20 protein-coding genes are annotated in these 23,725 nt (G+C 74.5%); 8 read left to right on the top strand and 12 right to left on the bottom strand.

What is annotated here, in order from left to right; translation table 11 throughout:
* Positions 1–89: 89 nt before the first annotated feature.
* Together ACFVGS_RS03465 and ACFVGS_RS03460 are read right to left on the bottom strand one after the other, a co-directional pair.
* Positions 90–713 (bottom strand): sigma-70 family RNA polymerase sigma factor, encoded by a 624-nt coding sequence (locus tag ACFVGS_RS03465; protein WP_385689934.1) that lies wholly within the window; start codon positions 711–713, stop codon positions 90–92.
* 221 nt (positions 714–934) lie between these two features.
* The gene (locus ACFVGS_RS03460) at positions 935–2,308 is read right to left on the bottom strand and encodes a cryptochrome/photolyase family protein (protein ID WP_384416022.1); all 1,374 of its coding nucleotides are present in this window, start codon (positions 2,306–2,308) and stop codon (positions 935–937) included.
* Positions 2,309–2,525: 217 nt separating this feature from the next.
* On the opposite strand from ACFVGS_RS03460, the gene ACFVGS_RS03455 reads away from it, so the two are divergent.
* Complete coding sequence (locus ACFVGS_RS03455; protein WP_385689931.1) at positions 2,526–3,419, top strand: oxygenase MpaB family protein; 894 nt, start codon at positions 2,526–2,528, stop codon at positions 3,417–3,419.
* Here ACFVGS_RS03455 and ACFVGS_RS03450 read toward each other — a convergent pair.
* From ACFVGS_RS03450 to ACFVGS_RS03420, 7 genes are all read right to left on the bottom strand, one after another.
* On the bottom strand, positions 3,407–5,479 hold the full coding sequence (locus tag ACFVGS_RS03450) for an MMPL family transporter (protein WP_385689929.1): 2,073 nt from the start codon (positions 5,477–5,479) through the stop codon (positions 3,407–3,409). The genes ACFVGS_RS03455 and ACFVGS_RS03450 overlap by 13 nt on opposite strands.
* Positions 5,480–5,681: 202 nt before the next feature.
* A complete protein-coding gene (locus ACFVGS_RS03445) occupies positions 5,682–6,170 on the bottom strand; it encodes a MarR family winged helix-turn-helix transcriptional regulator (RefSeq protein WP_384416014.1) in 489 nt (162 codons plus the stop codon).
* 96 nt (positions 6,171–6,266) lie between these two features.
* Positions 6,267–7,187, bottom strand: a complete 921-nt coding sequence (locus ACFVGS_RS03440) for an SDR family oxidoreductase (protein ID WP_385689926.1) — start codon at positions 7,185–7,187, stop codon at positions 6,267–6,269.
* A gap of 93 nt (positions 7,188–7,280) precedes the next feature.
* Positions 7,281–8,795, bottom strand: coding sequence for an SDR family oxidoreductase (locus ACFVGS_RS03435; protein WP_384416008.1), 1,515 nt, complete (start codon positions 8,793–8,795; stop codon positions 7,281–7,283).
* A 158-nt stretch (positions 8,796–8,953) separates the two neighbouring features.
* The gene (locus tag ACFVGS_RS03430) at positions 8,954–9,532 is read right to left on the bottom strand and encodes a fasciclin domain-containing protein (protein WP_384416005.1); all 579 of its coding nucleotides are present in this window, start codon (positions 9,530–9,532) and stop codon (positions 8,954–8,956) included.
* Between the two features lie 215 nt (positions 9,533–9,747).
* On the bottom strand, positions 9,748–10,623 hold the full coding sequence (locus tag ACFVGS_RS03425; RefSeq protein ID WP_384416002.1) for an undecaprenyl-diphosphate phosphatase: 876 nt from the start codon (positions 10,621–10,623) through the stop codon (positions 9,748–9,750).
* A 188-nt stretch (positions 10,624–10,811) separates the two neighbouring features.
* The gene (locus ACFVGS_RS03420; RefSeq protein WP_384415999.1) at positions 10,812–11,273 is read right to left on the bottom strand and encodes a winged helix-turn-helix transcriptional regulator; all 462 of its coding nucleotides are present in this window, start codon (positions 11,271–11,273) and stop codon (positions 10,812–10,814) included.
* Positions 11,274–11,425: 152 nt separating this feature from the next.
* On the opposite strand from ACFVGS_RS03420, the gene ACFVGS_RS03415 reads away from it, so the two are divergent.
* A complete protein-coding gene (locus ACFVGS_RS03415) occupies positions 11,426–12,595 on the top strand; it encodes a thiolase family protein (RefSeq protein WP_385689921.1) in 1,170 nt (389 codons plus the stop codon).
* A gap of 37 nt (positions 12,596–12,632) precedes the next feature.
* On the opposite strand, the gene ACFVGS_RS03410 is transcribed toward ACFVGS_RS03415, so the two are convergent.
* Positions 12,633–13,451, bottom strand: a complete 819-nt coding sequence (locus ACFVGS_RS03410; RefSeq protein ID WP_384415995.1) for a TVP38/TMEM64 family protein — start codon at positions 13,449–13,451, stop codon at positions 12,633–12,635.
* 107 nt (positions 13,452–13,558) lie between these two features.
* Between ACFVGS_RS03410 and ACFVGS_RS03405 the strand changes: the two genes are divergently transcribed.
* The 4 genes from ACFVGS_RS03405 to ACFVGS_RS03390 all read left to right on the top strand — a co-directional run bounded on the left by ACFVGS_RS03405 (position 13,559) and on the right by ACFVGS_RS03390 (position 17,668).
* A complete protein-coding gene (locus ACFVGS_RS03405; protein ID WP_384415992.1) occupies positions 13,559–14,281 on the top strand; it encodes a DNA alkylation repair protein in 723 nt (240 codons plus the stop codon).
* A 408-nt stretch (positions 14,282–14,689) separates the two neighbouring features.
* A complete protein-coding gene (gene tuf, locus ACFVGS_RS03400; protein WP_384415990.1) occupies positions 14,690–15,868 on the top strand; it encodes an elongation factor Tu in 1,179 nt (392 codons plus the stop codon).
* Between the two features lie 92 nt (positions 15,869–15,960).
* On the top strand, positions 15,961–16,818 hold the full coding sequence (locus tag ACFVGS_RS03395) for a patatin-like phospholipase family protein (protein WP_384415987.1): 858 nt from the start codon (positions 15,961–15,963) through the stop codon (positions 16,816–16,818).
* Positions 16,819–16,822: 4 nt separating this feature from the next.
* Positions 16,823–17,668, top strand: a complete 846-nt coding sequence (locus tag ACFVGS_RS03390; RefSeq protein ID WP_384415984.1) for a spermidine synthase — start codon at positions 16,823–16,825, stop codon at positions 17,666–17,668.
* Here ACFVGS_RS03390 and ACFVGS_RS03385 read toward each other — a convergent pair.
* The gene (locus tag ACFVGS_RS03385; protein ID WP_385689916.1) at positions 17,630–19,051 is read right to left on the bottom strand and encodes an MFS transporter; all 1,422 of its coding nucleotides are present in this window, start codon (positions 19,049–19,051) and stop codon (positions 17,630–17,632) included. The genes ACFVGS_RS03390 and ACFVGS_RS03385 overlap by 39 nt on opposite strands.
* Entirely contained in the window at positions 19,048–20,154 is a 1,107-nt protein-coding gene (locus ACFVGS_RS03380) for a hypothetical protein (RefSeq protein ID WP_385689913.1), read from the bottom strand. Before ACFVGS_RS03380 ends, ACFVGS_RS03385 begins: the two co-directional genes overlap by 4 nt.
* A gap of 94 nt (positions 20,155–20,248) precedes the next feature.
* On the opposite strand from ACFVGS_RS03380, the gene ACFVGS_RS03375 reads away from it, so the two are divergent.
* Together ACFVGS_RS03375 and ACFVGS_RS03370 are read left to right on the top strand one after the other, a co-directional pair.
* On the top strand, positions 20,249–20,701 hold the full coding sequence (locus ACFVGS_RS03375; protein WP_384415975.1) for a DUF4442 domain-containing protein: 453 nt from the start codon (positions 20,249–20,251) through the stop codon (positions 20,699–20,701).
* 401 nt (positions 20,702–21,102) lie between these two features.
* Positions 21,103–23,706, top strand: coding sequence for a beta-glucosidase (locus ACFVGS_RS03370; RefSeq protein ID WP_385689909.1), 2,604 nt, complete (start codon positions 21,103–21,105; stop codon positions 23,704–23,706).
* Positions 23,707–23,725: the final 19 nt, after the last annotated feature.

Here is a 23,725-nt window from a genome sequence, read left to right as displayed (position 1 = left end):
CGTCGTGTGGCGGCCGCCGCCGGTCGGGGCGGCGGCCTGTCTTCTGCTGTCGGTCGTTTCGCGGCGCACGCGCTGCCGGACGGTCCGGATCACCCGCCGGCCGCGACCGGTCCGAGGCTGTGGCGCATCCGCAGGAGGCCGCGGCGTGCGTGGCTCTTGACCGTGCCGAGCGGCATGCCGGTGCGGTCGGCGATCTGTGACTGGGTCAGGTCGGCGAAGTAGGCGAGTTCCAGGACGTCGCGCTGGACGCGGGGCAGCCTGGCCAGTTCCTCGGTGACGACGAGCCGGTCGATGATCCGCTCGGGGCCGTCGGGGGAGCCGCCGGTGTGCTCCAGGGAGGCGCCGAGGGCCGCGGTGAGCTCGGTGCGCCGGGTGCGGGCGGTCAGCGCGTCGGCGATCTTGCGTCGGGTGATGCCGGTGAGCCACGCCGGCAGCGTTCCCCGGTCGGGACGGAAGTTCCCGCGGCCCCGCCAGGCGGCGACGAACACCTGCTGGGTGACGTCCTCCGCCTCGCGGGGGTCGCCCAGGGCGCGGGCGGCGAGCGTGTGCACCAGGCGCCCCCAGCGGTGGTACGCCGCGTCCAGGCAGCGCTCGTCCCCCTGGACAAGACCTCGGGCGATCCGCTCGTCCTCGGCCGCGGAATCGGGCGGCGCATGATGGGCGCGAGGCTCCGCCGGGCTGGCGAGGTGGCCGGTCATCCGGTGCGCGGTCATGACGGTTCCTCCTCCGGGCGGTGGCGCGGGTGACCACCGGGCCCTTCCGGGGCGTGCGGACCGCCGGTCTCGGAGCGGCGGTCCGGCGGAACCTCCTCGGTTCCGTGTCCTCACGCTCCGGCGAAAGGGCCCCGCCGCTCAACTCGCATCGTTTCCGCATCGAAAACTGCGAGGTGGCGCGCATCGGTTCGCCACCGCGGGCGGAGGTGGCTCGGCCCGGCTCAGGCGGTCTCGCGGGCCCGGCGGAAGCGCGCCAGCCCCTCGGAGAGCTCGATCAGCGGATCCGGGTAGTCGTAGGCGGCCCGGTCCAGGCCGGTGAGGCGCCAGGGCTCGTGGACGGCCGGGCCGTCGAGGCCGGCGAGCTCCGGCACCCAGCGCCGCACGTAGGCGCCGTCCGGGTCGTACCGCCTGCCCTGGAGCACCGGGTTGAGGACGCGGTTGGGCCGGGTGTCCGTCCCCGTGCCCGCCACCCACTGCCAGTTGAGCTGGTTGTTCGCCACGTCGCCGTCCACCAGCAGCCCGAGGAAGTGGCGGGCGCCCTCCCGCCAGTCGATGTACAGCGTCTTGGTGAGGAAGGAGGCGGTGAGCAGCCGGCCGCGGTTGTGCATCCAGCCCTCGTGCGCGAGCTGCCGCATCGCGGCGTCGACGACGGGATAGCCGGTCCGCCCCTCGCGCCACGCGGCCAGGTCCGCCTCGGCCTCGGCGCCCCGGCGCCAGCGGTCGTGACGCGGGCGGTAGTCCGCGCCCGCCGCCCGGGGCCGGGCGGCGAGCACCTGGCGGTGGAAGTCGCGCCAGCACAGCTGTCGCACGAACGCCTCCGCTCCGGCGCCGCCGCGCTTCCTGGCCCGCTGCACGGCCTCCAGGGCGGAGACGGCCCCGAAGTGGAGATACGGCGAGAGGCGCGACGTGGCGTCGCCCGCCAGGTCGTCGTGGCGCTGCCCGTACGCGTCACCGTGCGCCGACAGCCAGGAGGAGAGCCGCCTGCGGCCCTCGCTCTCCCCTCCCGTGGCCAGGCCCGGCGACACGTCCGCGATCGCCGGGCGCCGGGGCATCCGCTCGGACCGTACGCCCGTCGGCACGGGCACCGCCCTGGGGGCGGACAGCGGCGTGCGCAGGGGCTCGCCCGCCCAGCGCCTGTAGTACGGCGTGAAGACGGCGAAGTGGTCCGAGCCCTGTGGGGTGACGTCACCGGGCGGCACGACGTCCACCACGCCGTCGTGCACGTACAGCCGGCAGCCGTCCTCCTCCAGGACCTCGCGCAGCCGCTTCTCCCTCGCCCGGGCGAAGGCCGTCACACCGCCGGCCAGGTGGACCTCGTCGGCCTCGGTCTGCCGCACCACCGCCCGTACCTCGGACACCGTGTCGCCCTGCCGCACCACGAGCCGGCCGCCCCGCTCGCGCAGCGCCCGGTCGAGGTCCACCAGGCAGTCCGCGAGGAAGGCCAGCCGGTTGGGCGCCGCGAAGCCCGCCCGGTCCACGGCTGGATCGCGCACGAACAGCGGCACCACCTCCTGCGCCCCTTCGAGCGCGGCCCTGAGTGGCGGGTGGTCGTGCACCCGGAGGTCGGAGGTGTACAGAACGACGGCGACGGTCATCGCGTCCTCCCTGCTCGGCCGCCGGTCGCGGGTGCGCCGCCGGCGTACTGGTGTCACATGCCTACCTCCGCGGTTCCCCCTTGCCCCGCGTGCCGGATGCGCGCCGGGCGGCCCCCTTCGGCGCGCCGGAGAGCAGCGGTGGCCGGCGCCGCCGGCGGGGGCCGTGCCGGCATGGGCGCGGCGCACGGGGGGTAGGTGAGGCGAGGAGGCGGTTCCCGTGTCCTTGGTGCTGATCGACAGGCTGCGCGCACGGGCCGGGCAGGCGCTGCTGCTGCGGGTCGCGGGACCCACGGCGCGGGAGAAGCGCGCCCGGATCCACGGCACGCCCGGTCCCCGCTGGTTCGCCGCGGACCGGCCGATCCGGGTCGTGCACGCGGACGCCGCGATGTACGTCGGAGGGCTCGCGGCCCTTCTCCTGCAGTCCCTCCACCCGCTCGCCATGGCCGCCGTGTGGGCGCACTCGGGATTCCGCGGCGACCCCTGGGGGCGCCTCCAGCGCACCAGCACCTTCCTGGCGGAGACGACGTTCGGGCCGGCCGAGGACGCCGAGCGGGCGGTCGAGCGGGTGCGCGGGGCGCACGCGCGGGTCACCGGTACGACGTCCGGCGGGGTGCCGTACCGGGCCTCGGATCCGTCGCTGCTCGCCTGGGTGCACATCGCCGAGACCCACTGCTTCCTGAGGGCGTACCAGGAGTACGGCCGGGCCCCGCTGACGGAGGCCCGCCGGGACGCCTACGTCGAGGACATGGCGTCCGTCGCCCGGCGGCTCGGCGTCGTCCGGCCGCCCGTGACCGAGGCCGCCCTCGTCGAGGCGCTGGAGCAGCGACGCCCCGAGCTGGCGGCCACGGAGGAGTCGACGGCCACCGCCCGCTACCTGCTGGCGGCGCCGCCCCTGCCGTGGCCGGTCCGCCTTCCCTACGCCCTCCTCGCGGCCGCGGCCGTGGACCTCCTGCCCTCCTGGACCAGGGAGTTCCTCACCGTCCCGCTGAAGATCCGGCTGCTCCTGCCCTTCGCGCGGCGCGGCGGCCTCGCCGTCACCGCGCTGATCCGCTGGGTGATGCCCCCGCCGCCCGCCCGGGCCGTCACGAGTGCCCCGGGTCAGGGCCGGTGACGGAGCGGCCCCGGCCACCAGACGGCCGCGCCGATGTCCCGGACGAGGGCGGGCACCAGGAGCGAGCGGACCACCAGCGTGTCGAGCAGGACGCCGAAGGCCACGATGAAGGCGATCTGGACCAGGAACGCCAGCGGGATGACCCCCAGCGCGGCGAAGGTGGCGGCGAGGACGACTCCCGCCGAGGTGATGACCCCGCCCGTGGCGACCAGTCCCCGGCGCACGCCCTCGCGCGTCCCGTGCAGCGCCGTCTCCTCGCGGACCCGTGACATGAGGAAGATGTTGTAGTCGACGCCGAGGGCGACCAGGAAGACGAATCCGTACAGGGGTACCGCGGCGTCGGTTCCGGTGAATCCGAAGGCGTGCTCGAAGACGAGGGCGGAGACGCCCAGCGTGGCGACGAAGTTGAGCGCGACCGTCGCCACGAGGAGCACGGGCAGCAGCAGGGACCGCAGCAGACCGGCCAGAATCACCAGGATGATCGCCAGCACGACGGGGACGATGAGCTTCCTGTCGTGCTCGGCGGTGACCTGGGTGTCGTACTGCTGGGCGGTGAAACCGCCGACGAGGGCGTCGGCGCCGGGCACGGCGTGCAGGGCGCCGCGCAGGGCGGCGACGGTGCGCTTGGCGGCGTCGGAGTCGGCGGCGTCCGCGAGGGTGACGTCGATCCGCACGCGCCCGTCGGCGACGAGCGGATGCCGGGTACCGGGGACGCCGAAGAGGGTCGCGGAGTCGACTCCGTCGACGGCCTCGGCCGCGGCCCTGACCTGCTCCGCCGCGTCGGCGTCGGCGATGACCACGGCGGGGTTGCCGGCGCCGCCGGGGAAGTGCTCGCCCAGGCGCGCCTGCGCGGCTACGGAAGGGGCGTCCTTGACGAAGATCTCGTCGAGCGGGACGCCCTTGGAGTCGAGCGTGAAGGAGAAGGCGGCGCAGGCGAGCAGGGCCGCCAGGGAACCGGCCCAGACCTTGCGCGGCGCGCGGTCGACCAGCGCCGCGACCCTGCGCCAGACGGGGTGCGCGTCGTCCCCGGCGGTCGCCTTGGGGCGGGCCGGCCAGTAGGCGGACCGCCCGAGGAGGACCAGGACGGCGGGCAGGAACGTCACCGCGCTGAGGACGGCGCAGCCGATGCCGATGGCGCCGACGGGGCCCAGCGCCCGGTTGTTGGTGAGGTCGCTGAGCAGGAGGGCGAGCAGCCCGAGCGCGACCGTGGCGGCGCTGGCCAGGATCGGGCCGAACGATTGCTTCAGGGCGGCCCGCACGGCCGGCACCCGGTCGCCGTCCCGCGCGCCGAGCTCCTCCCGGAAGCGGGCGGCCAGCAGCAGGGCGTAGTCGGTGGCCGCGCCGATGACCAGGATCGACAGGATGCCCTGCACCTGGCCGTCGACGCGCACGACGTCGTGGTCGGCCAGGACGTAGACGAGGGCGCAGGCCAGACCGAGGGCGAAGACGGCCCCGATGATGATCACCAGAGGGAGCAGCACGCTCCGGTAGACCAGGAGCAGGATCACCAGGACGGTCGCCAGGGCGACGACGAGGAGCAGGCCGTCGATGCCCGCGAACGCGTCCCGCAGGTCCGCCTGGGATGCGGCCGGGCCTCCCAGCCACACCTGGGTACCCGGTACGGCGGAGAGCGCCGCCTCGACCCGGTCCAGGGTGGCGGGCAGTCGGTCGCCGAGGTCGGGGCGCAGCGGGACGACTCCCCGCAGGGCCTCTCCGTCCTCGGAGGGGAGGGCCGGCGAAGGGGCGCCGACCACGCCGGCGGCGCCCTCCAGGGAGGCCAGCGCCCGGGTGGCGTCCGGCCGTGCGGAGGGATCGAGGGCCCCGCCGCTCCCGGAGGTCCAGACGACCAGGAGGGGCAGGATCTCCTCCCGGCGGAACGCCTCCTGGGCCCGGAGGACCTGGGTGGACTCCGCCTTGCGCGGCAGGAAGGCGGCCTGGTCGTTGGTCGCCACCTCGCCCAGCTTGCCCGCGTAGGGACCGAGCCCTCCTCCGACGGCGAGCCAGACGACGAGCACCAGCAACGGCAGCAGTCTGCTCGCCCACCGCAGGGGTGTGGACACGGCAGGACCCCCAAGTCTCTCGAACATCAACTATCTCGATGATGGAAACAAACTGAACCACGACCCGTACCGGGCCTCGTCACCAGGGGGCGTGTCGGCGCCCGCGCCTCATGCCCACGGCCATCCCTTCCGCGCACCGGCGCGGCTCGGATGCACCGTCACAAAGGAGCCCGTCCTCGCGAGAACGTCTTGCCGGGCGGCGTCAGCGGCGCGGAGCGCGCAGCTCGCCCAGCTCCTCGTTCAGCGCGTCCAGGTAGCGCAGCACGACCGCGAGCTCGTCCTCCGTGAACCGGTCGCGCGCGCGGTCCGCCGCCTGCGCGAGCGGCATGAAGTGGGCCCGCGCCACGGCCCTGGCTCCCGGGACGTAGTGGATGCGGACCACACGCCGGTCGTCGTCCGCCCTGCTGCGCCGGATGTGGCCGGCCTTCTCCAGACGGTCGAGGCAGGCGGTCACCGCGCCCGAGGACAGGCCGAGATGCTCCCTCAGCAGTCCCGGAGTGGCGGTGTCGGGGTGATCGAGCACGAACGAGAGCGCGTGGACGTCGGTGGAGTGCAGCCTCTCCGCGGAGGCGAAGCCGTGCACCAGACGGTTCGCCTCGCCGATCGTGCGGCGCAGGGCCACCGCGAAGGCCTGCAGATCGGTCCTGGTCCCGTTCTCCGTCACGCTGCCCCTCACCTGCCCGTCGCTCACGCGGCAAGCCTATGCCGCCCCGGCCGGCCCCCCGGCTCCCCGGCCCCCGGCTCCCCGCCCCCGCGTCAGCGCGGACGAACCGGCCGGCCCGCCGTGTCACGGCCGCCCGGAGCCGTCGCCCGCCGCCGGGCCGGTGGCGGGACGGCCGAGTGACGCCTCCTCGATGCGACCGCCGTGGCCGAGCAGGCCGGTCTGCTCGAAGCGGTGCTCGCCCATGAGACGCGGCAGTTCACGACGTGACAGGAAGTCGACGGCGAAGGGGAAGACCGGGCGTCCGGCCTGCAGCAGCCGGAGCCACGGCGGTGCGTAGACGGAAGGTGAGCGCCGTTCGACCCCGCGGCCGATCCAGGCCGCGACGCGGTCCACCGGGTAGACCCGGCGCGCGGGTGCGGGCATGTGTCCGCGCAGTTCCCGCAGGACCGTGTGGCTGTCGACGTCGCGGACCATGTCGGTGTCCGTCCAGTGCAGATAGGCCACGCCCACGGCGACGCCCACGTGGGCCACCTCCGCGCGCAGGGAACGCGCGAAGGCCTCGGCCCCGGCCTTGGAAGCGCAGTAGGCGCTCATCATGGGGGCCGCGCCGAAGGCGGCGGTCGAGGCGATCTGCAGGAAGTAGCCGCGCGTGGCCCGCAGCCCGGGGAGGAAGGAACGCGCGGTCGCGGCGCTGCCGACAAGGTTGACCTCGACGACCCGGCGCCAGGTGTCCGGATCCGAGGTCTCGAAGGGGCCGCCTTCGGCCACGCCGGCGTTGGCGACGACGACCGACGGGGGGCCGAGGTGCCGGGCCACCTCGTCCGCGGCCCGGCGCAGGCCGGCGTCGTCGGTCACGTCCACCTCGACGACGTGGCTGCGTGCGGGGAGGGTCGTGGCGACCGCCTCCAGGGTGGCCGCCTCCCGGCCGAGCAGGGCCACGTCCATCCCTCCTTCCGCGAGTCGCCGGGCCAGGCCGGCGCCCAGCCCCCGGGCGGCGCCCGTGACGACGGCGGTACGCCCTCGCAGATCCCAGGAACGGCTCATGTCCGAGGCCTCCTCGTGTCGTCGTGTGCGCCGCTGAGGGGCGAGAGGTGCGTTCGCGGCACCCGCTCGCACGCGACGGTGATCACTGCCCGTTCACGGCGAATCCCGCCGCCCGCTCTCCGTCTCGGCGGTCCGGGCGATGTTCCGGGCCATGCCGCCGAAGACCACGGCGTGGAACGGGGAGACGCCCCACCAGTACGCCTGGCCCGCGAGGCCCCTCGGATGGAAGAGGGCCCGCTGCCGGTAGGTCGTCGTGCCCGCCTCGTCCCGTTCGACGGCCATCTCCAGCCACGCGAGGCCGGGCAGGCGCATCTCGGCCCGCAGCCGCAGCAGGCGACCGCGGTCGATCTCCTCCACGCGCCAGAAGTCCAGGGCGTCACCGACCCGCAGACGCGTCGCGTCCCTGCGCCCGCGCCGCAGGCCCACCCCGCCGACCAGCCGGTCGGCCCATCCCCGGACGGCCCACGCCAGCGGGAAGGAGTACCAGCCGTTCTCCCCGCCCACGCCCTCGATGACCCGCCACAACGCGTCCGGGCCGGCGCCGACGGCGCGCGAGCGTTCGTCCGTGTAGAGACTGCCGCCCGCCCAGTCGGGGTCGGTCGGCAGTGGGTCGCTCGGCGCGCCGGGCGGCGAGGCGGACGACCAGCGGGTCGTGACCTGCGCGTCGCGGACCCGGCGGAGGGCGAGACGGAGCGATTCCCCGAACCGGACGGGCCGCCCGGGGCCGTCGGGAACGTACCGGGCGATGTCGTGCTCGCCGCACACCACCTCGTGCCGGAGCGACTCGGTGAGGGGCTTGGCCAGGGAGGCCGGCACCGGTGTGACGAGACCGATCCACTGGCTCGAGAGCCGCGGGGTCAGGACGGGCACGGGCACGATGAGGCGCCTGCGCAGGCCGGCGACCTCGGCGTACCGCTCCATCATCTCCCGGTAGGTGAGCACGTCCGGTCCGCCGATGTCGAAGGTCCGGTTGACGTCGGCGGGCATGGCGGCGCTGCCCACCAGATACCTCAGCACGTCGCGTACGGCGATGGGCTGGACCCTGCTGCCGACCCAGCGGGGCGTGACCATGACGGGCAGCCGTTCGGTCAGGTACCGCAGCATCTCGAAGGACGCCGATCCGGAACCGATGACGACGGCGGCCCGCAGCACGGTGGTGGGCACGCCCGAGTCGAGGAGGATGCGGCCCACCTCGGTGCGGGAGCGCAGGTGCGGCGAGAGCTCGTCGTCCGGCACTCCGCGCGGGGTGAGGCCGCCCAGGTAGACGATCCGCCGCACTCCGGCGGCACGGGCCTCGGCGGCGAAGGTACGGGCCGCCAGGCGGTCCCTGTCCTCGAAGTCCGGCGTCGAACTCATGGAGTGGACGAGGTAGTAGGCGACGTCGACGCCGTCGAGCGCCGGGCGGAGGCTCGCGGCGTCGGTGACGTCTCCGCGCACCGTCTCCGCGCGCCCGGCCCAGGGGAAGTCACGGAGCTTGTCCGGATGCCGGGCGAGGCAGCGGACGCGGTGACCGCTGTCGAGGAGCTCCGGTACCAGGCGTCCTCCGATGTAGCCGCTCGCGCCGGTGACCAGGCAGCGGGCGCCTCCGGCCGGGCTGGAAGTGTTCATGCGCTGATCCGTTTCACCGATCGCGTGGCCGTACGCCTACGCCGGTTCTTCGTCGCGGCGGGACCACACGGATGCACGACGGACGCACGCGGGCCGTGGCCCGCCCGGGGGCCGCACGGGCCCGTCGCCCGCCCCGCGTGCACCCGCCGCTCCCTTCCTCACCGGGGCATGAGCACGGTGTCGATGACGTGGACGGTCGCGTTGGAGGTGCGGATGTCGCCGCACAGGACGGAGGCGGTGCCGTTCACCTGGTACGCGTCCCCGGAACCGGAGGTGGTCAGCGTGCCGCCCTGCAGCGTCTTGAAGGAACCGTCGGCGAGGTCCGCCTTGTGCACGGGCTCGTCGACCACGTGGTAGGTGAGGACCTCGGTCAGGAGGTCCTTGTCGGCGAGGACCTTGTCCAGGTCCGCCTTCGGGATCTTGGCGAAGGCCTCGTTCGTCGGCGCGAAGACCGTGATGTCCTCCGCGTTGTTCAGGGTGTCGACCAGGCCCGCCTTCTTCACGGCGGTCACCAGCGTCGACAGGTCCGGGTTGTGCGACGCGGCGGTCGCCACCGGGTCGCCGGCCATCCCGTCGAACGAGCCGGCCCCCTCCTTCGGCACCGAGGCACAGCCCGGGCCGAACGGGGCGGCGCCGTCGTCGGCCGACGCCTGCGGGGCGAGGGCACCGAACGAGACCGTGAGGGCCGAGGCGGCCAGGGCGACGGAGAGGCGGCGTCGGGTGGACGTGGGGTTCATGACGTGCTCCTCACACCGGCCGACGCCGAGGGGGCCGCGGCCGTGGATCGGTTGTGCTCTCACCCGGTCCTTCGGGGCCTGCCGGCCTCGCGGATGAGGCCGGCGGCACTTTTCCCCGCTCGCCCGGCGGCACCTTCCCCGCTCGCCCGCCGGGCGTGCCGAAAGCGCGTGGTGCCGGCCGGTCGCGGGCACCACGCGCTCCCCGTGTCCCTCCGTCAGCCGGCGGACTCGCCCGCGTGCGGGCTCAGCACACCGGCCGAGACCAGGAGGATCAGCAGGATGCCGAGCAGGATCCGGTAGATCACGAACGGCATGAAGGACTTGGTGGTGATGAACTTCATGAACCAGGCGATCACCGCGTAGCCGACGCCGAAGGCGATGACCGTCGCGAAGATCGTCGGCCCCCAGGAGACGTGACCGCCCTCGGTCGCGTCCTTCAGCTCGAACAGTCCGGAGGCGAGCACCGCCGGGATGGCGAGGAGGAAGGAGTACCGGGCGGCCGCCTCGCGGGTGTATCCCATGAGCAGACCGCCGGAGATCGTGGCGCCGGACCGGGAGACGCCCGGGATCAGGGCCATCGCCTGGCAGGCGCCGAAGATCAGGCCGTCTCGCACGCCCAGCTCCTTGAGCGACTTGCGCTCGCGCACCGCGCGGTGCCTGCCGCCGAGTTCGTCGCGCGCCGCGAGCCGGTCGGCGACGCCCAGCACGACGCCCATGACGATGAGCATGGTGGCGGTCAGCCGCAGATCACGGAACGGGCCCTCGATCTGGTCCTTGAGCGTGACGCCGAGGACGCCGATGGGGATCGAGCCCACGATGACCAGCCAGCCCATCTGGGCGTCGTGGTCGGAGCGCATCGCCTTGTCGAAGAGGGAGCGGAACCAGGCCGAGACGATCCGCGCGATGTCCTTGCGGAAGTAGATGAGGACGGCGGCCTCGGTGCCGATCTGGGTGATGGCCGTGAACGCGGCGCCCGGGTCCTCCCAGCCGGCGAACGCGGCGGTGAGCCGCAGATGCGCGCTGGAGGAGATGGGAAGGAACTCCGTCAGCCCCTGGACGAGTCCGAGGATGAATGCTTCGAACCAACTCATGGAGCCAGGGCCGTCCCGAATGTACGTGTGCGGTCATAAGGTCGGTGCGCAGCGTACCGTCCCCAGATGACACGCCAGTTCGCAGGGCGGACGCCGGGGCCCGGCACCGGCCCGTCCCCGGTCTTCCGCACCGGCCCGTCCCCGGTCTTCCGCGCGGCCCGTCCCCGGTCCCTCCGCGCGGCCCGTGCTCAGTCCTCCACGGGGCCCGTCCTCGTCCAGCCCGGCGCGCGTACGTGTGTCGTGAGGCTCGCGCGGTCGGCCCGCTCGCCGCAGTGGGCGCAGACGACGCGCGGGGCGAGCGTCTCGCCGCAGCTGTGTTCCAGCACGACGGGCCGGTCCTTCTCGTTGAGGTGGCGGTCGCCCCAGGCCATGAGGGTCACGAGGACCGGACCGAGCTCCTCGCCGGCCGGTGTGGCCCGGTACTCGTAGCGGAGGGGCCGCTCGCTGTACGCGACCTTCTCCAGGATCCCGGCCTCGACGAGCCGCTTGAGCCGGGCGGTGAGGATGTCGCGCGGCGCGCCGGTGTTGCGGGCGATCCGGTCGAAGCGGTGGACGCCGAGCGAGACCTCGCGCAGCACGAGGAGCGAGTACTTCTCGCCGACGAGAGCGAGGGTGTCGGCGATGGAGCAGGGGCGGGCGGCGGCCTTCATGAGCCAAGACTAAAGCAGCCGGGGGAGCGCGGGTTTGAAAATCCAACCCACTGGGCTATGTTACCGACAGGTGTTGGTTCGATTTTCCAACTCTCTCGCTTCCTCGCTCTCCAGCTCTTTGATCCGTCCCTGCGGCCTCCAGGAGTCGTCCCATGCGTGACGCCGTCATCGTCGAAGCAGTCCGTACGCCCATAGGGAAGGGAAAGCCCGGCGGAGCGCTCGCCGACGTCCACCCCGTCGCCCTCCTGTCCCACACCCTGCGCGCCCTGATCGAACGGACCGGCATCGATCCCGCCCTCGTCGACGACGTCATCGGCGGCACCGTCGACCAGGTCGGCGAACAGGCCATGAACACCACCCGGTACGCCTGGCTGGGCGCCGGTCTGCCCGAGACCGTGCCCGCCACCACCGTCGACCGGCAGTGCGGGTCCTCGCAGCAGGCCGTGCACTTCGCCGCGCAGGGAGTGCTGTCGGGTGCGTACGACATCGCCGTCGCCTGCGGCGTCGAGTCCATGAGCCGCGTGCCCATGTGGTCCAACGTGCCGCCCGGCGCCGACCCCTTCGGTCCCGGCGTCGCCGCCCGCTACCCCGAGGGCCTGGTCCCGCAGGGCATCAGCGCCGAACTCATCGCCGCGAAGTGGGGCATCGGGCGCGAGGCCATGGACGCGTTCTCGGCCGCCTCGCACGCCAGGGCCGCGCGCAGCTGGGCGGCCGGACTCTTCGACGACGAGGTCGTCCCGTACGGCGACGTGCGCCGCGACGAGTCGGTGCGACCCGCGACCACACCGGAGATCCTGGCCGGGCTGCGGCCCGCCTTCGAGGACCCCGGTTTCGCCGAGCGCTTCCCGCAGATCGACTGGTCGGTCACCGCCGGCAACAGCAGCCCGGTCAACGACGGCGCCTCCGCCGTCCTCGTCATGGCCGCGGACACCGCGCGGGCCCTCGGTCTGCGCCCGCTCGCGCGGCTCCGTTCCTTCGCCGTCACCGGCTCCGACCCGCTGCTCATGCTCACCGGCGTCATCCCGGCCACGGAGAAGGTGCTGCGGCGCGCGGGGCTCAGCCTCGACGACATCGACCTCTTCGAGATCAACGAGGCCTTCGCGAGCGTCGTCCTCGCCTGGCAGCAGGAGACCGGCGCCGACCCGGCGAAGGTCAACGTCCACGGCGGCGCGATCGCCCTCGGCCACCCGCTCGGTGCCAGCGGCACCCGCCTGACCACGACGCTGGTCCACGCCCTGCGCGCACGCGGCGCACGCTACGGACTGCAGGCGATGTGCGAGGCGGGCGGACTGGCGAACGCGATGATCGTGGAGGCGTTGTAGGGCCGGAGATGCGACCGTTCCTGTCAGGGCGCAGGCGCTAGGAGGAGGTACCCGCCCCGGCCGGCTCCCCGGCCTCCGCCCCGGCCCGCTCCCGCTCGCCGACGCCTCCCTCGGGCCCGGGGGAACCGGCCGCCGACGCCACCGCCTCCGCCGCGACCGCCTCCCGGGCCTCCGCCCGTGCCGCGATGCGGTGCCGCTTGCGCCAGCCGACGACCGCCGCGACGGCGGCCGACAGGACGATGAAGCCCATCGAGATCAGGAAGGCGGGAGAGGTCGGCGAGGTGGCCTGGCTGCCGGCGATCACGTACGCCGCCGTGTTCGGTACGGAACCGAGCCCGGTGGCCAGCAGGAACGGCAGGTACCGCATCCGGGAGACGGCGGCCGCGTAGTTGGCCACCGCGAACGGCATGCCGGGAAAGAGCCGGATGGCCAGCATCGAGCGGAAGCCGTGCCGGCTCAGCTGGCCGTCCGCCGCCTCCAGCCAGCGGCCCCGCACGTACGGCCGCAGCGCCTCCTGGCCGAGCGCCCGGCCCAGCGCGAACGAGAGGCCCGCACCCAGGACCGTGCCGCCCAGCGACGCGGCGAAGCCGGCCTGCGCGCCGAACAGCGCGCCCGCCGCCAGGTTGAGGATCGGCCGCGGCACCAGGGCCGCCGTGCACACGCCGTACGCGAGGCCGAAGACGAGCACGGCGCCGGGACCGCTCAGCTGCGGCGGCCAGCCCGCTGAAAGCAGCCGCTGCGGCTCGAAGAGCAGCACCGACGCTCCTGCGGCCAGCAGGATCAGGGCGAGGCAGGCCAGCCGGGCCCGGGGCGGGAGCAGCGCGCGGGAGCGGCGGACGGACACGGGCTCGAACACCCGGGGAGAGTAACCGACACGGACATGTGATCGCCGTTATGTGCGTCGCGGCGCCGCTCGTGGTCGACCGTGAGGTATGCCGTGCCGGCCGCCCGTACAGTGAGGCGATGAGCACACCCGCCGCTCCCGCCGTCGTCCCCGACAGCGCCCTCGCGGACACGGTGCTCGGCCGTCTCACGGAGACCTATCCGGCGGCCGGGGACCCGTTCCGCGCGCAGGAGATGATCGCGTACATGAAGGGCGTCGCGCCCTTCCTCGGCGTGCGCACGCCCGAGCGCCGTGCCCTCTCCCGTACCGTCCTGGCGGGACTGCCCGCGCCCGACGAGGCCGACTGCACGGCCGTCGCCCTGCGCTGCTTCGCGCTCCCCGAGCGCGAGTACCACTACTTCGCGGTCGACTACCTGCGCCGCCACGTGAAGCGCTGCTCCTCGGCCTTCCTGCCGGTGGCCCGCACGCTGGTCACCACCGTCTCCTGGTGGGACACCGTCGACCACCTCGCCGCCCACGTCGTCGGCGGCCTGGTCGCGGCCGACCCGCGGCTCGCGGCGCGCATGGACGAGTGGATCGCCGACGACGACCTGTGGGTCGCCCGCACCGCCCTCCTCCACCAGCTCCGGTTCAAGTCAAGCACCGACGCCGACCGCCTCTTCTCCTACTGTCTGCTCCGCTCCGGCCATCCCGACTTCTTCATCCGCAAGGCCATCGGCTGGAGCCTGCGCGAGTACGCGAAGACGGCTCCGTCCGAGGTCCGCGCCTTCGTCGCGCAGAACTCCTCGCGCCTTTCCCCGCTCTCGGTGCGCGAGGCGCTGAAGAACCTGGAACCCGCGTGACGACACCGGACAGGCCCTAAGGACCGCTCGGGCCGTCCGCCCACCCAGAACGGTCGCGCGAACCGACCGCAGCCGCCCGAAGTGACCACAGCCGCCCGAAGCCGCCGCCACCGCCCGAAGCCGCCCGAAGTGGCCGCCCGCGCCCGGAAATTCGGTCGACTCGACGCGGGTGAGCGGCCATCATCGGAGGCATGTTCCGGCACGCCTTCCCCACAGCGCCCTCCGCAGTCGCGGACGCGCCGAAGGCTGCCCTCGTCACGGCTCCCGCAGTTCTCGCGGCCCTCGCCACGCTCGGCGGCGACCGAAGCTGACTCTCCCCGGACCGTCCGGCGGACCCCACAGGGGGAGGGTCGGTTCGGCCCCGGGGTCCCCACTCACGCTTCGAGCATCGAAACGAGCGATTCAGCCATGCCCAAGCAGGCATACGCACGCACCAAGCCGCACCTCAACATCGGCACCATGGGCCACGTCGACCACGGCAAGACCACCCTCACCGCCGCCATCACCAAGGTCCTCAGCGAGCGCGGCACCGGCGGCCCGACCACCTACGTGCCCTTCGACCGGATCGACCGGGCGCCGGAGGAGGCCCGGCGGGGCATCACCATCAACGCCGCGCACGTGGAGTACGAGACGGACACCCGTCACTACGCCCATGTCGACATGCCCGGACACGCCGACTACATCAAGAACATGGTGACGGGCGCGGCGCAGCTCGACGGGGCGATCCTGGTCGTCTCGGCGCTCGACGGGATCATGCCGCAGACCGCCGAGCACGTGCTGCTCGCCCGTCAGGTCGGCGTCGACCACATCGTCGTCGCCCTCAACAAGGCGGACGGCGCCGACGACGAACTGACCGACCTGGTCGAGCTGGAGGTACGGGAGCTGCTCACCGCCCACGGCTACGGCGGCGACGCCGTGCCCGTCGTCCGGGTCTCCGGGCTGCGCGCCCTGGAGGGCGACCCGCGCTGGACGGCGTCCGTGGAGGCGCTGCTCGACGCGGTCGACACGTACGTGCCCGTGCCGGTGCGGTATGTGGAGGCGCCGTTCCTGATGCCGGTGGAGAGCGTGCTCACCATCACCGGCCGCGGGACGGTCGTCACCGGTGCCGTCGAGCGCGGCACCGTCCGCGTCGGCGACCGCGTGGCGGTGCTCGGCGCGGAGACCGAGACGGTCGTCACGGGCGTCGAGACCTTCGGCAGGCTGATGGAGTCGGCCCAGGCCGGCGACAACGTGGCCCTCCTGCTGCGCGGAGTCCCGCGCGGCGCGGTCCGCCGAGGCCACGTCGTGGCCGCACCGGGCAGCGTCGTGCCGCGCAGCAGGTTCACGGCGCGGGTGTACGTGCTGTCCGCCCGCGAGGGCGGCCGCTCGACGCCCGTCGCCACCGGCTACCGCCCGCAGTTCTACCTCCGCACCGCGGACGTCGTCGGCGCCGTCGACCTCGGCGACACCTCCGTGGCCCGCCCCGGCGACACGGTCACGATGACCGTCGAACTGGGCCGCGCGCTCCCCTTGGAGCCCGGCCTTGGCTTCGCCATCCGCGAGGGCGGCCGCACGGTCGGCGCGGGAACGGTGACGGAGGTCTTCTGACCCGCCGTCACCCGCCGTACCCGCGGGGCCCGGAAGCAAGCCTTCCGGGCCCCGCCACGCACCCTCCCACCCCCGTCCGCCACACTCGGATCATGACCGACACGGCGAGGCGTACGGCACTGGTACTGGGCGCGGGCGGGCTGACCGGCGCGGGGTGGGAAGTCGGGATTCTATGGGGGCTCGCCGAGAGCGGGGTGGATCTGACGGAGGCCGACCTGGTGGTCGGCAGCTCCGCCGGAGCGGTCGTCGGGGCACAGCTCGCCTCCGGGGCCTTCCCGCTCGGCGCGCTCTACGAGAGCCAGTCGACGCCGCCCGACGGCGAGCTCTCCGCCCGGCTCGGACCCGGCCAGATCCTCAGGTACGCCCTCGCCGTCCTGGGCTCCCGTACGCCCGAGGAGTACGGGCGCAGGCTCGGCCGGCTCGCGGGCGCGGCCCGCACCGTCGACCCCGCCGTGCGCCGGGAGGTCGTGGCGGGACGGCTCGGGGACGCCGTCGAGTGGCCCGGGCGGCGGCTGCTGATCACCGCCGTGGACGCCGGAAGCGGTGAACTCACCGCCTTCGACAAGGACGCCGGCGTCCCGCTCCTCGACGCCGTCACCGCCAGCTGCGCCATACCCGGCGCCTGGCCCGTGGTGGACCTCGCGGGGCGCCGGTGGATCGACGGCGGACTGCACTCGACGGCCAACGCCCACCTCGCCGCCGGCTACGAGCGCGTCGTCGTCATCGCGCCCAGCGCCTCCGGCAACAAGGTGCTGCAGTCGCCCGCCCGGCAGGGCGCCGCGCTCGCCGCGGCCGGCGCGCGGGTCGAGGTCATCACGCCCGACGCGGCGTCCAGGAAGGCCTTCGGCCGCAACCCCCTCGACCCGGCCCGCCGTGGCCCCGCCGCCCGCGCCGGGCGGGCCCAGGCCGCGACCCACGCGCGGACCGTCACCGCCCTGTGGGCACAATGAGGACGTGAACGAGCAGATTCCCGTCATCCGCGACGTCGACCAGGGCACCGCCAGGCTCATGCCCGACGTGGACACCGAGCGGGGCTGGCTGCTCACCGTCGACGGTGCCCCGCAGTCGTACGTGGACCTCGACGACCCGGCGCACCTGGAGTTCGAGTACGCCCGGCGCCTCGCGCACCTCGTCGACCTCCTCGCGGACGAAGGCGCCCCGCTCGACGCCGTCCACCTGGGCGGCGGGGCGCTCACCCTGCCCCGGTACGTCGCGGCCACCCGCCCCGGCTCCCGGCAGCAGGTCGCCGAGGCCGACCGCGGCCTGCTAACGCTCGTCGCGGAAAACCTGCCGCTGCCACCGGATTCGGGCATCACCGTGCACGGCGCGGACGCCCGCGCATGGCTGGAGGCCGCGCCGGACGACTCCGCGGACCTGCTGATCGCCGACGTGTTCGGCGGCTCACGGGTGCCCGCGCACCTCACCTCCGTCGAGTACGCCCGGCAGGCGCGGCGGGTGCTGCGCCCGGGCGGCACCTACGCGGCGAACCTCGCCGACGGAGCGCCGTTCGGCTTCCTGCGCTCGCAGCTCGCCACCTTCGCGGCCGTGTTCCCCGAGCTCGCGCTGATCGCCGAACCGGCCGTGCTGCGCGGGCGCCGCTTCGGCAACGCCGTCCTGGTCGCCTCCGACCGGGAGATCGACACCGCGGGCCTCGCCCGCCGTACCGCCGCGGACCCGTTCCCGGCGCGGGTGGAGTGGGGCGAGGCCGTGGTCCGGTTCACCGGTGACGCGCGCCCCGTGCGGGACGCGGACGCCGTCCCGTCACCGGTGCCGCCGGACGGGGCCTTCGGCATCGGCTGAGACGACGACCGCGGCACCACCGCCCGCCGCGTGGCCGGGCGCCGGGCCGGCGGCACCGGCCGCGTCCGGGACAGTCGCGCCGGCCGCACCACCGGCCGGTTCCGCCGCGCCACCGCCCGCCGGACCACCGCCCGCCGTGCCGGCCGCCGGCACCGCTCCCGACACCGGTTTCGTACGGCGCGTGAGGTTCCGTACGTCCGGCACGAGCAGCACCAGCGCCGTGACCACCACGATCAGCGCCGCCGAGCCCCACAGCGCGTTGCTCCGGCCGAACACGCTCTCCGCCGGGCCGGCCAGCGCCGTGGACAGCGGCAGCATCGCCGTCGAGCCGAACCAGTCGTACGCCGAGACCCGCGAGAGCTTCTCCTCGGGGATCTCCTGGTGCAGCGTCGTCATCCACGACACGCCGAAGACCTCGATCGCGACGCCGCTCACGAACATCGCCGTCGAGAGCCCCACCACGTCGAGCGGCACCGCGAGCGCCGCCGAGGGCAGCGCGATGGGGAAGACGCACAGCGTGCCCACGAGCAGCATCCGGCGCGGCTTCCAGCGTGCCATCAGCACCGCGCCGCACAGCGTGCCCACCCCGAACGCGGCGAGCGCGAGGCCCCACGGCCGGGCGCCGCCCAGTTCGTCCCGGGCGACCAGCGGCCCGTACACCGACTCGGCCGCGCCCACCAGCGCCACCACGACGGCGAACTGGGCGACGATCGACCAGAGCCAGGGCCGGCCGACGAACTCGTCCCAGCCCTCCCGCAGATCGGCCAGCAGGCCGCCGCCCGGCGCCCGTTCGGGTACGTGCCGGACGTCGAGGAAGGCGCGCAGCGCGCCCGCCACCGCGAAGGCCGCGGCGTCGATCGCGAGGACCCAGCCCGGGCCGAAGGCGGCGATCAGCGCGCCGCCGAGCGCGGCGCCGCCGATGCCCGCGCCGTTCATCGCCATGCGGAAGAGGGCGAAGGCGCGGCCGGCCTGTTCGCCGTCCACGCTGGACATCAGCATGCCCTCGGCGGCCGGGCTGAAGAACGCCTGTCCGGTGCCGCACAGCGCGGTCAGCAGCATCATGTGCCACAGCCGGGCCTCGCCGGTGAGGACGAGCGCCGCGAACACGGCCTGCGAGGCGCAGTTGAGGGCGTTGGCGGCGACCATCACCCGGTGCCGGGGCACCCGGTCGGCGATCGCGCCGCCGACGAGCAGGAAGAGCACGAGCGGCAGCGTGCGGGCCATCGCCACGAGGCCCACGTCGCCGCCGTCGCCGCCGGACTGGATGACGGCGAACGCCGCCGCGATCAGGGCACCGTGGGTGCCCAGGTTGGTGACGATCGCGGCGGCGGTCAGCAGCAGGTAGTTCCGGCCCACCCAGCCGGGAGTGCGAGGGCGGATCACGACCCCGAGGACTCGGGAGCGAGGCGCACGGTGGAGACGATCTTCTTGATGGTCTCGTCCGACAGCTCGTCCTTCACTCCGTCGGCCGCGTACAGCACGAAGGAGGAGAAGTCGCCCTTGGCGTTCTTGAAGGAGAAGGCGACGGACTTGCCGTCCGACTCGCACTTGTTGCGCTTCTTGATGCCGGGGGCGACGGCGGTCGCCATGCTGCCCTGCAGGCCGGACGTGGTGGTGTACGGCACGGCCTTGGTGATCTTGATGGTGCCCTTGGGCATGTGCTGGGCGTAGCCCGCCCACACCCAGTTGCCGGCCTCGTTGTACGCCGCCTCCGCGGTGTCCTTGGCGCCCTGGCCGCCCTTCGTGCCGGCGGTGCTGAGGCCCCAGGTCTCCTCGGTGCCGTTCTTGTCCGTGTCCAGCGCGCACCAGTTGCTCTTGAGGTGCGCGGGCGCGGACATGGTGACGACGGGGGAGCCGTCGCCCTTCTTCTCGTCCTCGAAGTAGGTGACGACTCCGGGCTTGGAGAGCTCCCAGTCCGGCGGTACGTCGAAGAGGGTGCCGTACTTCGGGTTGAAGACGACCTTCCAGCCGGGGATCGTCGGCTGCTGGGCGGCGCCGTCGCGCGGGTTGTCGAGCGGCGGGGCCGACGAGGTCCCCGGGTTCACGCTCGCCGACTGCGTCGGCTTCGGGTCGTCGGCCCGGTCCTTCTTGTCGTCGTCCTTGCCGAGGACGAGGTAGCCGGTCACGCCGGCCGCCGCGAGCACGGCGACGGCGGCGACGATCGCCACCACGGTCGTCTGCTTCTTCCTGCCGCCGTCACCGCCGCCCGGCTGCACCGGGCCCGGCACCGCGTACTGCGGCACGGTCGGCTGCTGGTACGGGTTCGGCTGCCCGTAACCGGGCTGGGCGCCCGGCTGCTGCTGGTACGGGTTGGGCTGTCCGTACGCGGGCTGCGGCACGGTCGGCTGCTGGTACGGGTTCGGCTGTCCGTAGCCCGGCTGCGCACCGGGCTGCGCGCCGGGCTGCGGTCCCGGCTGCGCGTACGGGTTCTGACTCTGGTCCTGCGGGTTCTGCTCGCCCCCGGGCGGCTGCTGTCCTGGCCACATGGGCCGTAACGATAGAGGTGCGGCCGGTGCGGGGCTACGGCCGCCCCCGTGCGGGGATGGCGAAGACTGCTACTGGTGGGTAACATCACGGGCCATGAGCGCAGACCAGATGACCGTCGGCGAGATGCTCGCCGCCACGGTGCCCATGGCCAGGACCCTCAAGCTGGAGTTCCTGGAGACCACCGCCGAGCGCGCCGTCGTGCGCCTGCCGGACCAGGCCGAGTACCACAACCACGTGGGCGGCCCGCACGCCGGCGCCATGTTCACCCTCGCCGAGTCCGCGAGCGGCGCGATCGTCCTGGCCGCCTTCGGCGACCAGCTGAGCCGCGCGGTGCCGCTCGCCGTCAACGCCGAGATCGGCTACAAGAAGCTGGCGATGGGCGTCGTCACCGCCACCGCGACGCTGGGCCGCCCGGCCGCCGAGGTCGTCGCCGAGCTCGACGCGGGGCAGCGCCCCGAGTTCCCGGTCCACATCGCCATCACCCGCGAGGACGGCGCCGTGACCGGCGAGATGACCGTGGTCTGGACCCTGCGCCCGAACTCCTGACGCGGACCGCCGGCCCGGGGACCCCGGGCCGGCCGCCCGGCACGGCGACGCGGAATCGGACGAACCGTCACGCATAGTGCGTTCACCGCACGGTCGACGGAATCGTGCCGGCCCGAAGGAGCGCCGCCGTGCCCCACGCATCCCACCCGGAACGACCGGACGCGGCCGAGCCCCGGCCGACTCCGCAACCGCCTGCGGCGCCGGTTCCGGGCTCGTTCGCCGCGTCGGCTCCCAAGTCGGCCGCGGCGCTGGCCTCTGGGTCGCTCGCCGTGTCGGCCGTGGCGCCGGTTCCCGGCTCGGCCGACGCGCCGGCTCCTGGGTCGGCTGAAGCACCGGCTCCTGGCTCGCTCGCCGTGTCGGCTCCCGTGTCGGCTGTGGCGCCGGCCTCAAGCTCGTTCGCCGTGCCGGCTCTCGGCCGGGCCGCGGTGTCGGCTCCCGGTCCCGCCGCTCCTCGCCCGTTCGGCGCGCCCGCCCCCGCCCCCGCCCCCGCCGGCGAGCCCGGGGCCGGCCGTCGGCCTTCCCGGCGGCGGCTGTTGTTCGCCCTCGCCGGGGTCGCCGCCCTCACGGTCGCGCCGGCCGGCGGGACACGGGCCGCCGCTGCCACGCCCGTTCCGCGCGGCCCGGAGGCCCCCGACGCCGCCTCGCGCGTCGACGCGCTCCTCGCGCGGCTCACGCTCGACGAGAAGACCGCCCTGCTGCACGGCGGCGCCGACCCCGACGGGCTCGGTCAGGCCGGGCATGTGCCCGGAGTGCCGCGGCTGGGGGTCCCCGCGCTGCGTCTCGCCGACGGTCCCGCCGGGGTGCGGGTGCGGAAGGCCGCCACCGCGCTGCCCGCGCCCGTGATGCTCGCCGCCGCCTTCGACCCCGGACTCGCCCGCGCCTACGGCCGGGTGATCGGCCGGGAGGGCCGGGCGCTCGGCCAGGACGTGCTGCTCTCGCCGATGGTCAACCTCATCCGCACCCCTTACGCGGGACGGAACTTCGAGACCTTCTCCGAGGACCCGCTGCTCTCCGCAGACCTGGTCGCCGAGGAGGTCCGCGGCATCCAGGCCGAGGGTCTGATCGCCACCGTCAAGCACCTCGCCCTCAACAACCAGGAGCGCGACCGGACCACCGTCGACGTCCGGGCCGACGCCCGGACCCTCCACGAGACCGAGCTGCGCGGCTTCGAGGCCGCCGTCGCCGCCGGCGCGGGCGCCGTCATGGCCGCGTACAACAAGGTCGACGGCGTCCACGCCACCGAGAGCCGGGCCCTGCTCACCGACGTGCTGCGCGGACGCTGGGGATTCGAGGGCTGGGTCATGAGCGACTGGGACGCCGTGCACTCCACCGGGCCCGCCCTCACCGCGGGCTGCGACATGGAGATGCCCGCCGGCGTCCACTACGGCGCCGCCCTGAGCCGCGCCGTGCGCGACGGCCTGGTCGACGAGGGCGCGGTCGACACCGCCGTGCGCCGGATCCTCAGCGTGCGCGCCCGCTTCGGCCTCCTCGACGCCTCCGCGGCCCGGCCGGTCCGCGACCCCGCGGCCGGCGCCCGCCTCGCGTACCGCGTGGCCACCGCCGGTGCCACCCTCCTCCGCAACGAGCGCGGCACGCTGCCGCTCACGGGCCCGGCCGCCCGCTCGATCGCCGTCGTCGGACCCACCGGCGCCGTGCCCTTCGTCAGCGGCGGCGGCAGCGCCCACGTCGTCCCCGACGCCGCCGTCAGCCCGCTCGACGCGCTGCGCGCCCGCGCCGGGGCCGGCGCCACCGTCACGTACGCACTCGGCGAGGACCTGTACGGCAAGCCGCTGCCCGCCACCGGCGCCCGCCTCGAACCGGCCTTCCCGAGCGGCGACATCGGCGTCGCCGCGGGCGCCACCTGGAGCTACGAGGGCAACCTCACCACCACGGCCGACGACGACTGGAGCTTCTTCGTCCACTACGGCGGCGGCCGGCGGCCCACCGTGACCCTCGACGGCGCCGAGCTCTTCCCGGTACGGGAAGGCGTCGCCGAGTACTTCGCCGGCGGCCTCGTCGCGCGCTCCGCCGACGGCCTCGACCTCCGCCGCGCCGACCGCCGCCTCACCGCCGGGACCCACCGGATCACCGTCACCGCGCACGGCGACGCCGTCGGCCTGCGCTTCCGGCTGCGCGCCGCCGACGGCACCACCAGGGCCGCCGACCTCGCCGAGGCCGTCGCCACCGCCCGCGCCGCCCACAGCGTCGTGCTCTTCGCCTACGAGGACGCCACCGAGGGCCGCGACCGCACCCGCCTCGCGCTGCCCGGCGGCCAGGAGTCCCTCATCGCGGCCGTGACCGCCGCCAACCCCCGCACCACCGTGGTCCTCAACACCTCGTCGGCCGTCACCATGCCCTGGCTCGACGCCACCGGCGCCGTGCTCCAGATGTACTACCCGGGCCAGGAGGGCGGCCCCGCCACCGCCGCCGTGCTCTTCGGCGACGCGGACCCGGGCGGCCGGCTCACCCAGACCTTCCCGCGCTCCGACGACGCCCACCCCACCGCCGGCGACCCGCGCCGCTACCCCGGGCAGGACGGCGTCGAGGAGTACGACGAGGGCGTCCACGTCGGCCACCGCTGGTACGACGCCCAGGACGTCGCCCCGCTGTTCCCGTTCGGCCACGGCCTGTCGTACACGACGTTCGCGTACGAGGACCTGCGCGTCGTCCCGGCCGCCGGCGGGGCCGGACTCCACGTCACCTTCACCGTCGCCAACACGGGGACGCGCGCCGGTGTCGAGGTCGCCCAGGTCTACGCCGGGCCCTCGCCCGATCTCGCCGCGCTCGGCGTCGACCAGCCGCGCCGGATCCTCGCCGGCTACCGGCGCCTCGAACTCGCACCCGGCGAGCGCCGCCGGGTCACCGTCCCGGTCGCCGCGCGCACGCTCTCCTCCTGGGACCCGGCCCGGGACGGCTGGGTGCTCGGCACCGGCCGCCGCGAGATCCGGGTCGGGTCCTCCTCGCGCGCGCTCCTCCTCCGGGCCGAGGCCCGGGTCGGCGCGTAGCGGCCCGCCTGCCGCGACC

The sequence above is a fragment of the Streptomyces sp. NPDC127114 genome (assembly GCF_042677525.1).
Classification (GTDB): domain Bacteria; phylum Actinomycetota; class Actinomycetes; order Streptomycetales; family Streptomycetaceae; genus Streptomyces.
This window is presented reverse-complemented; position numbering and strand designations above follow the sequence as displayed.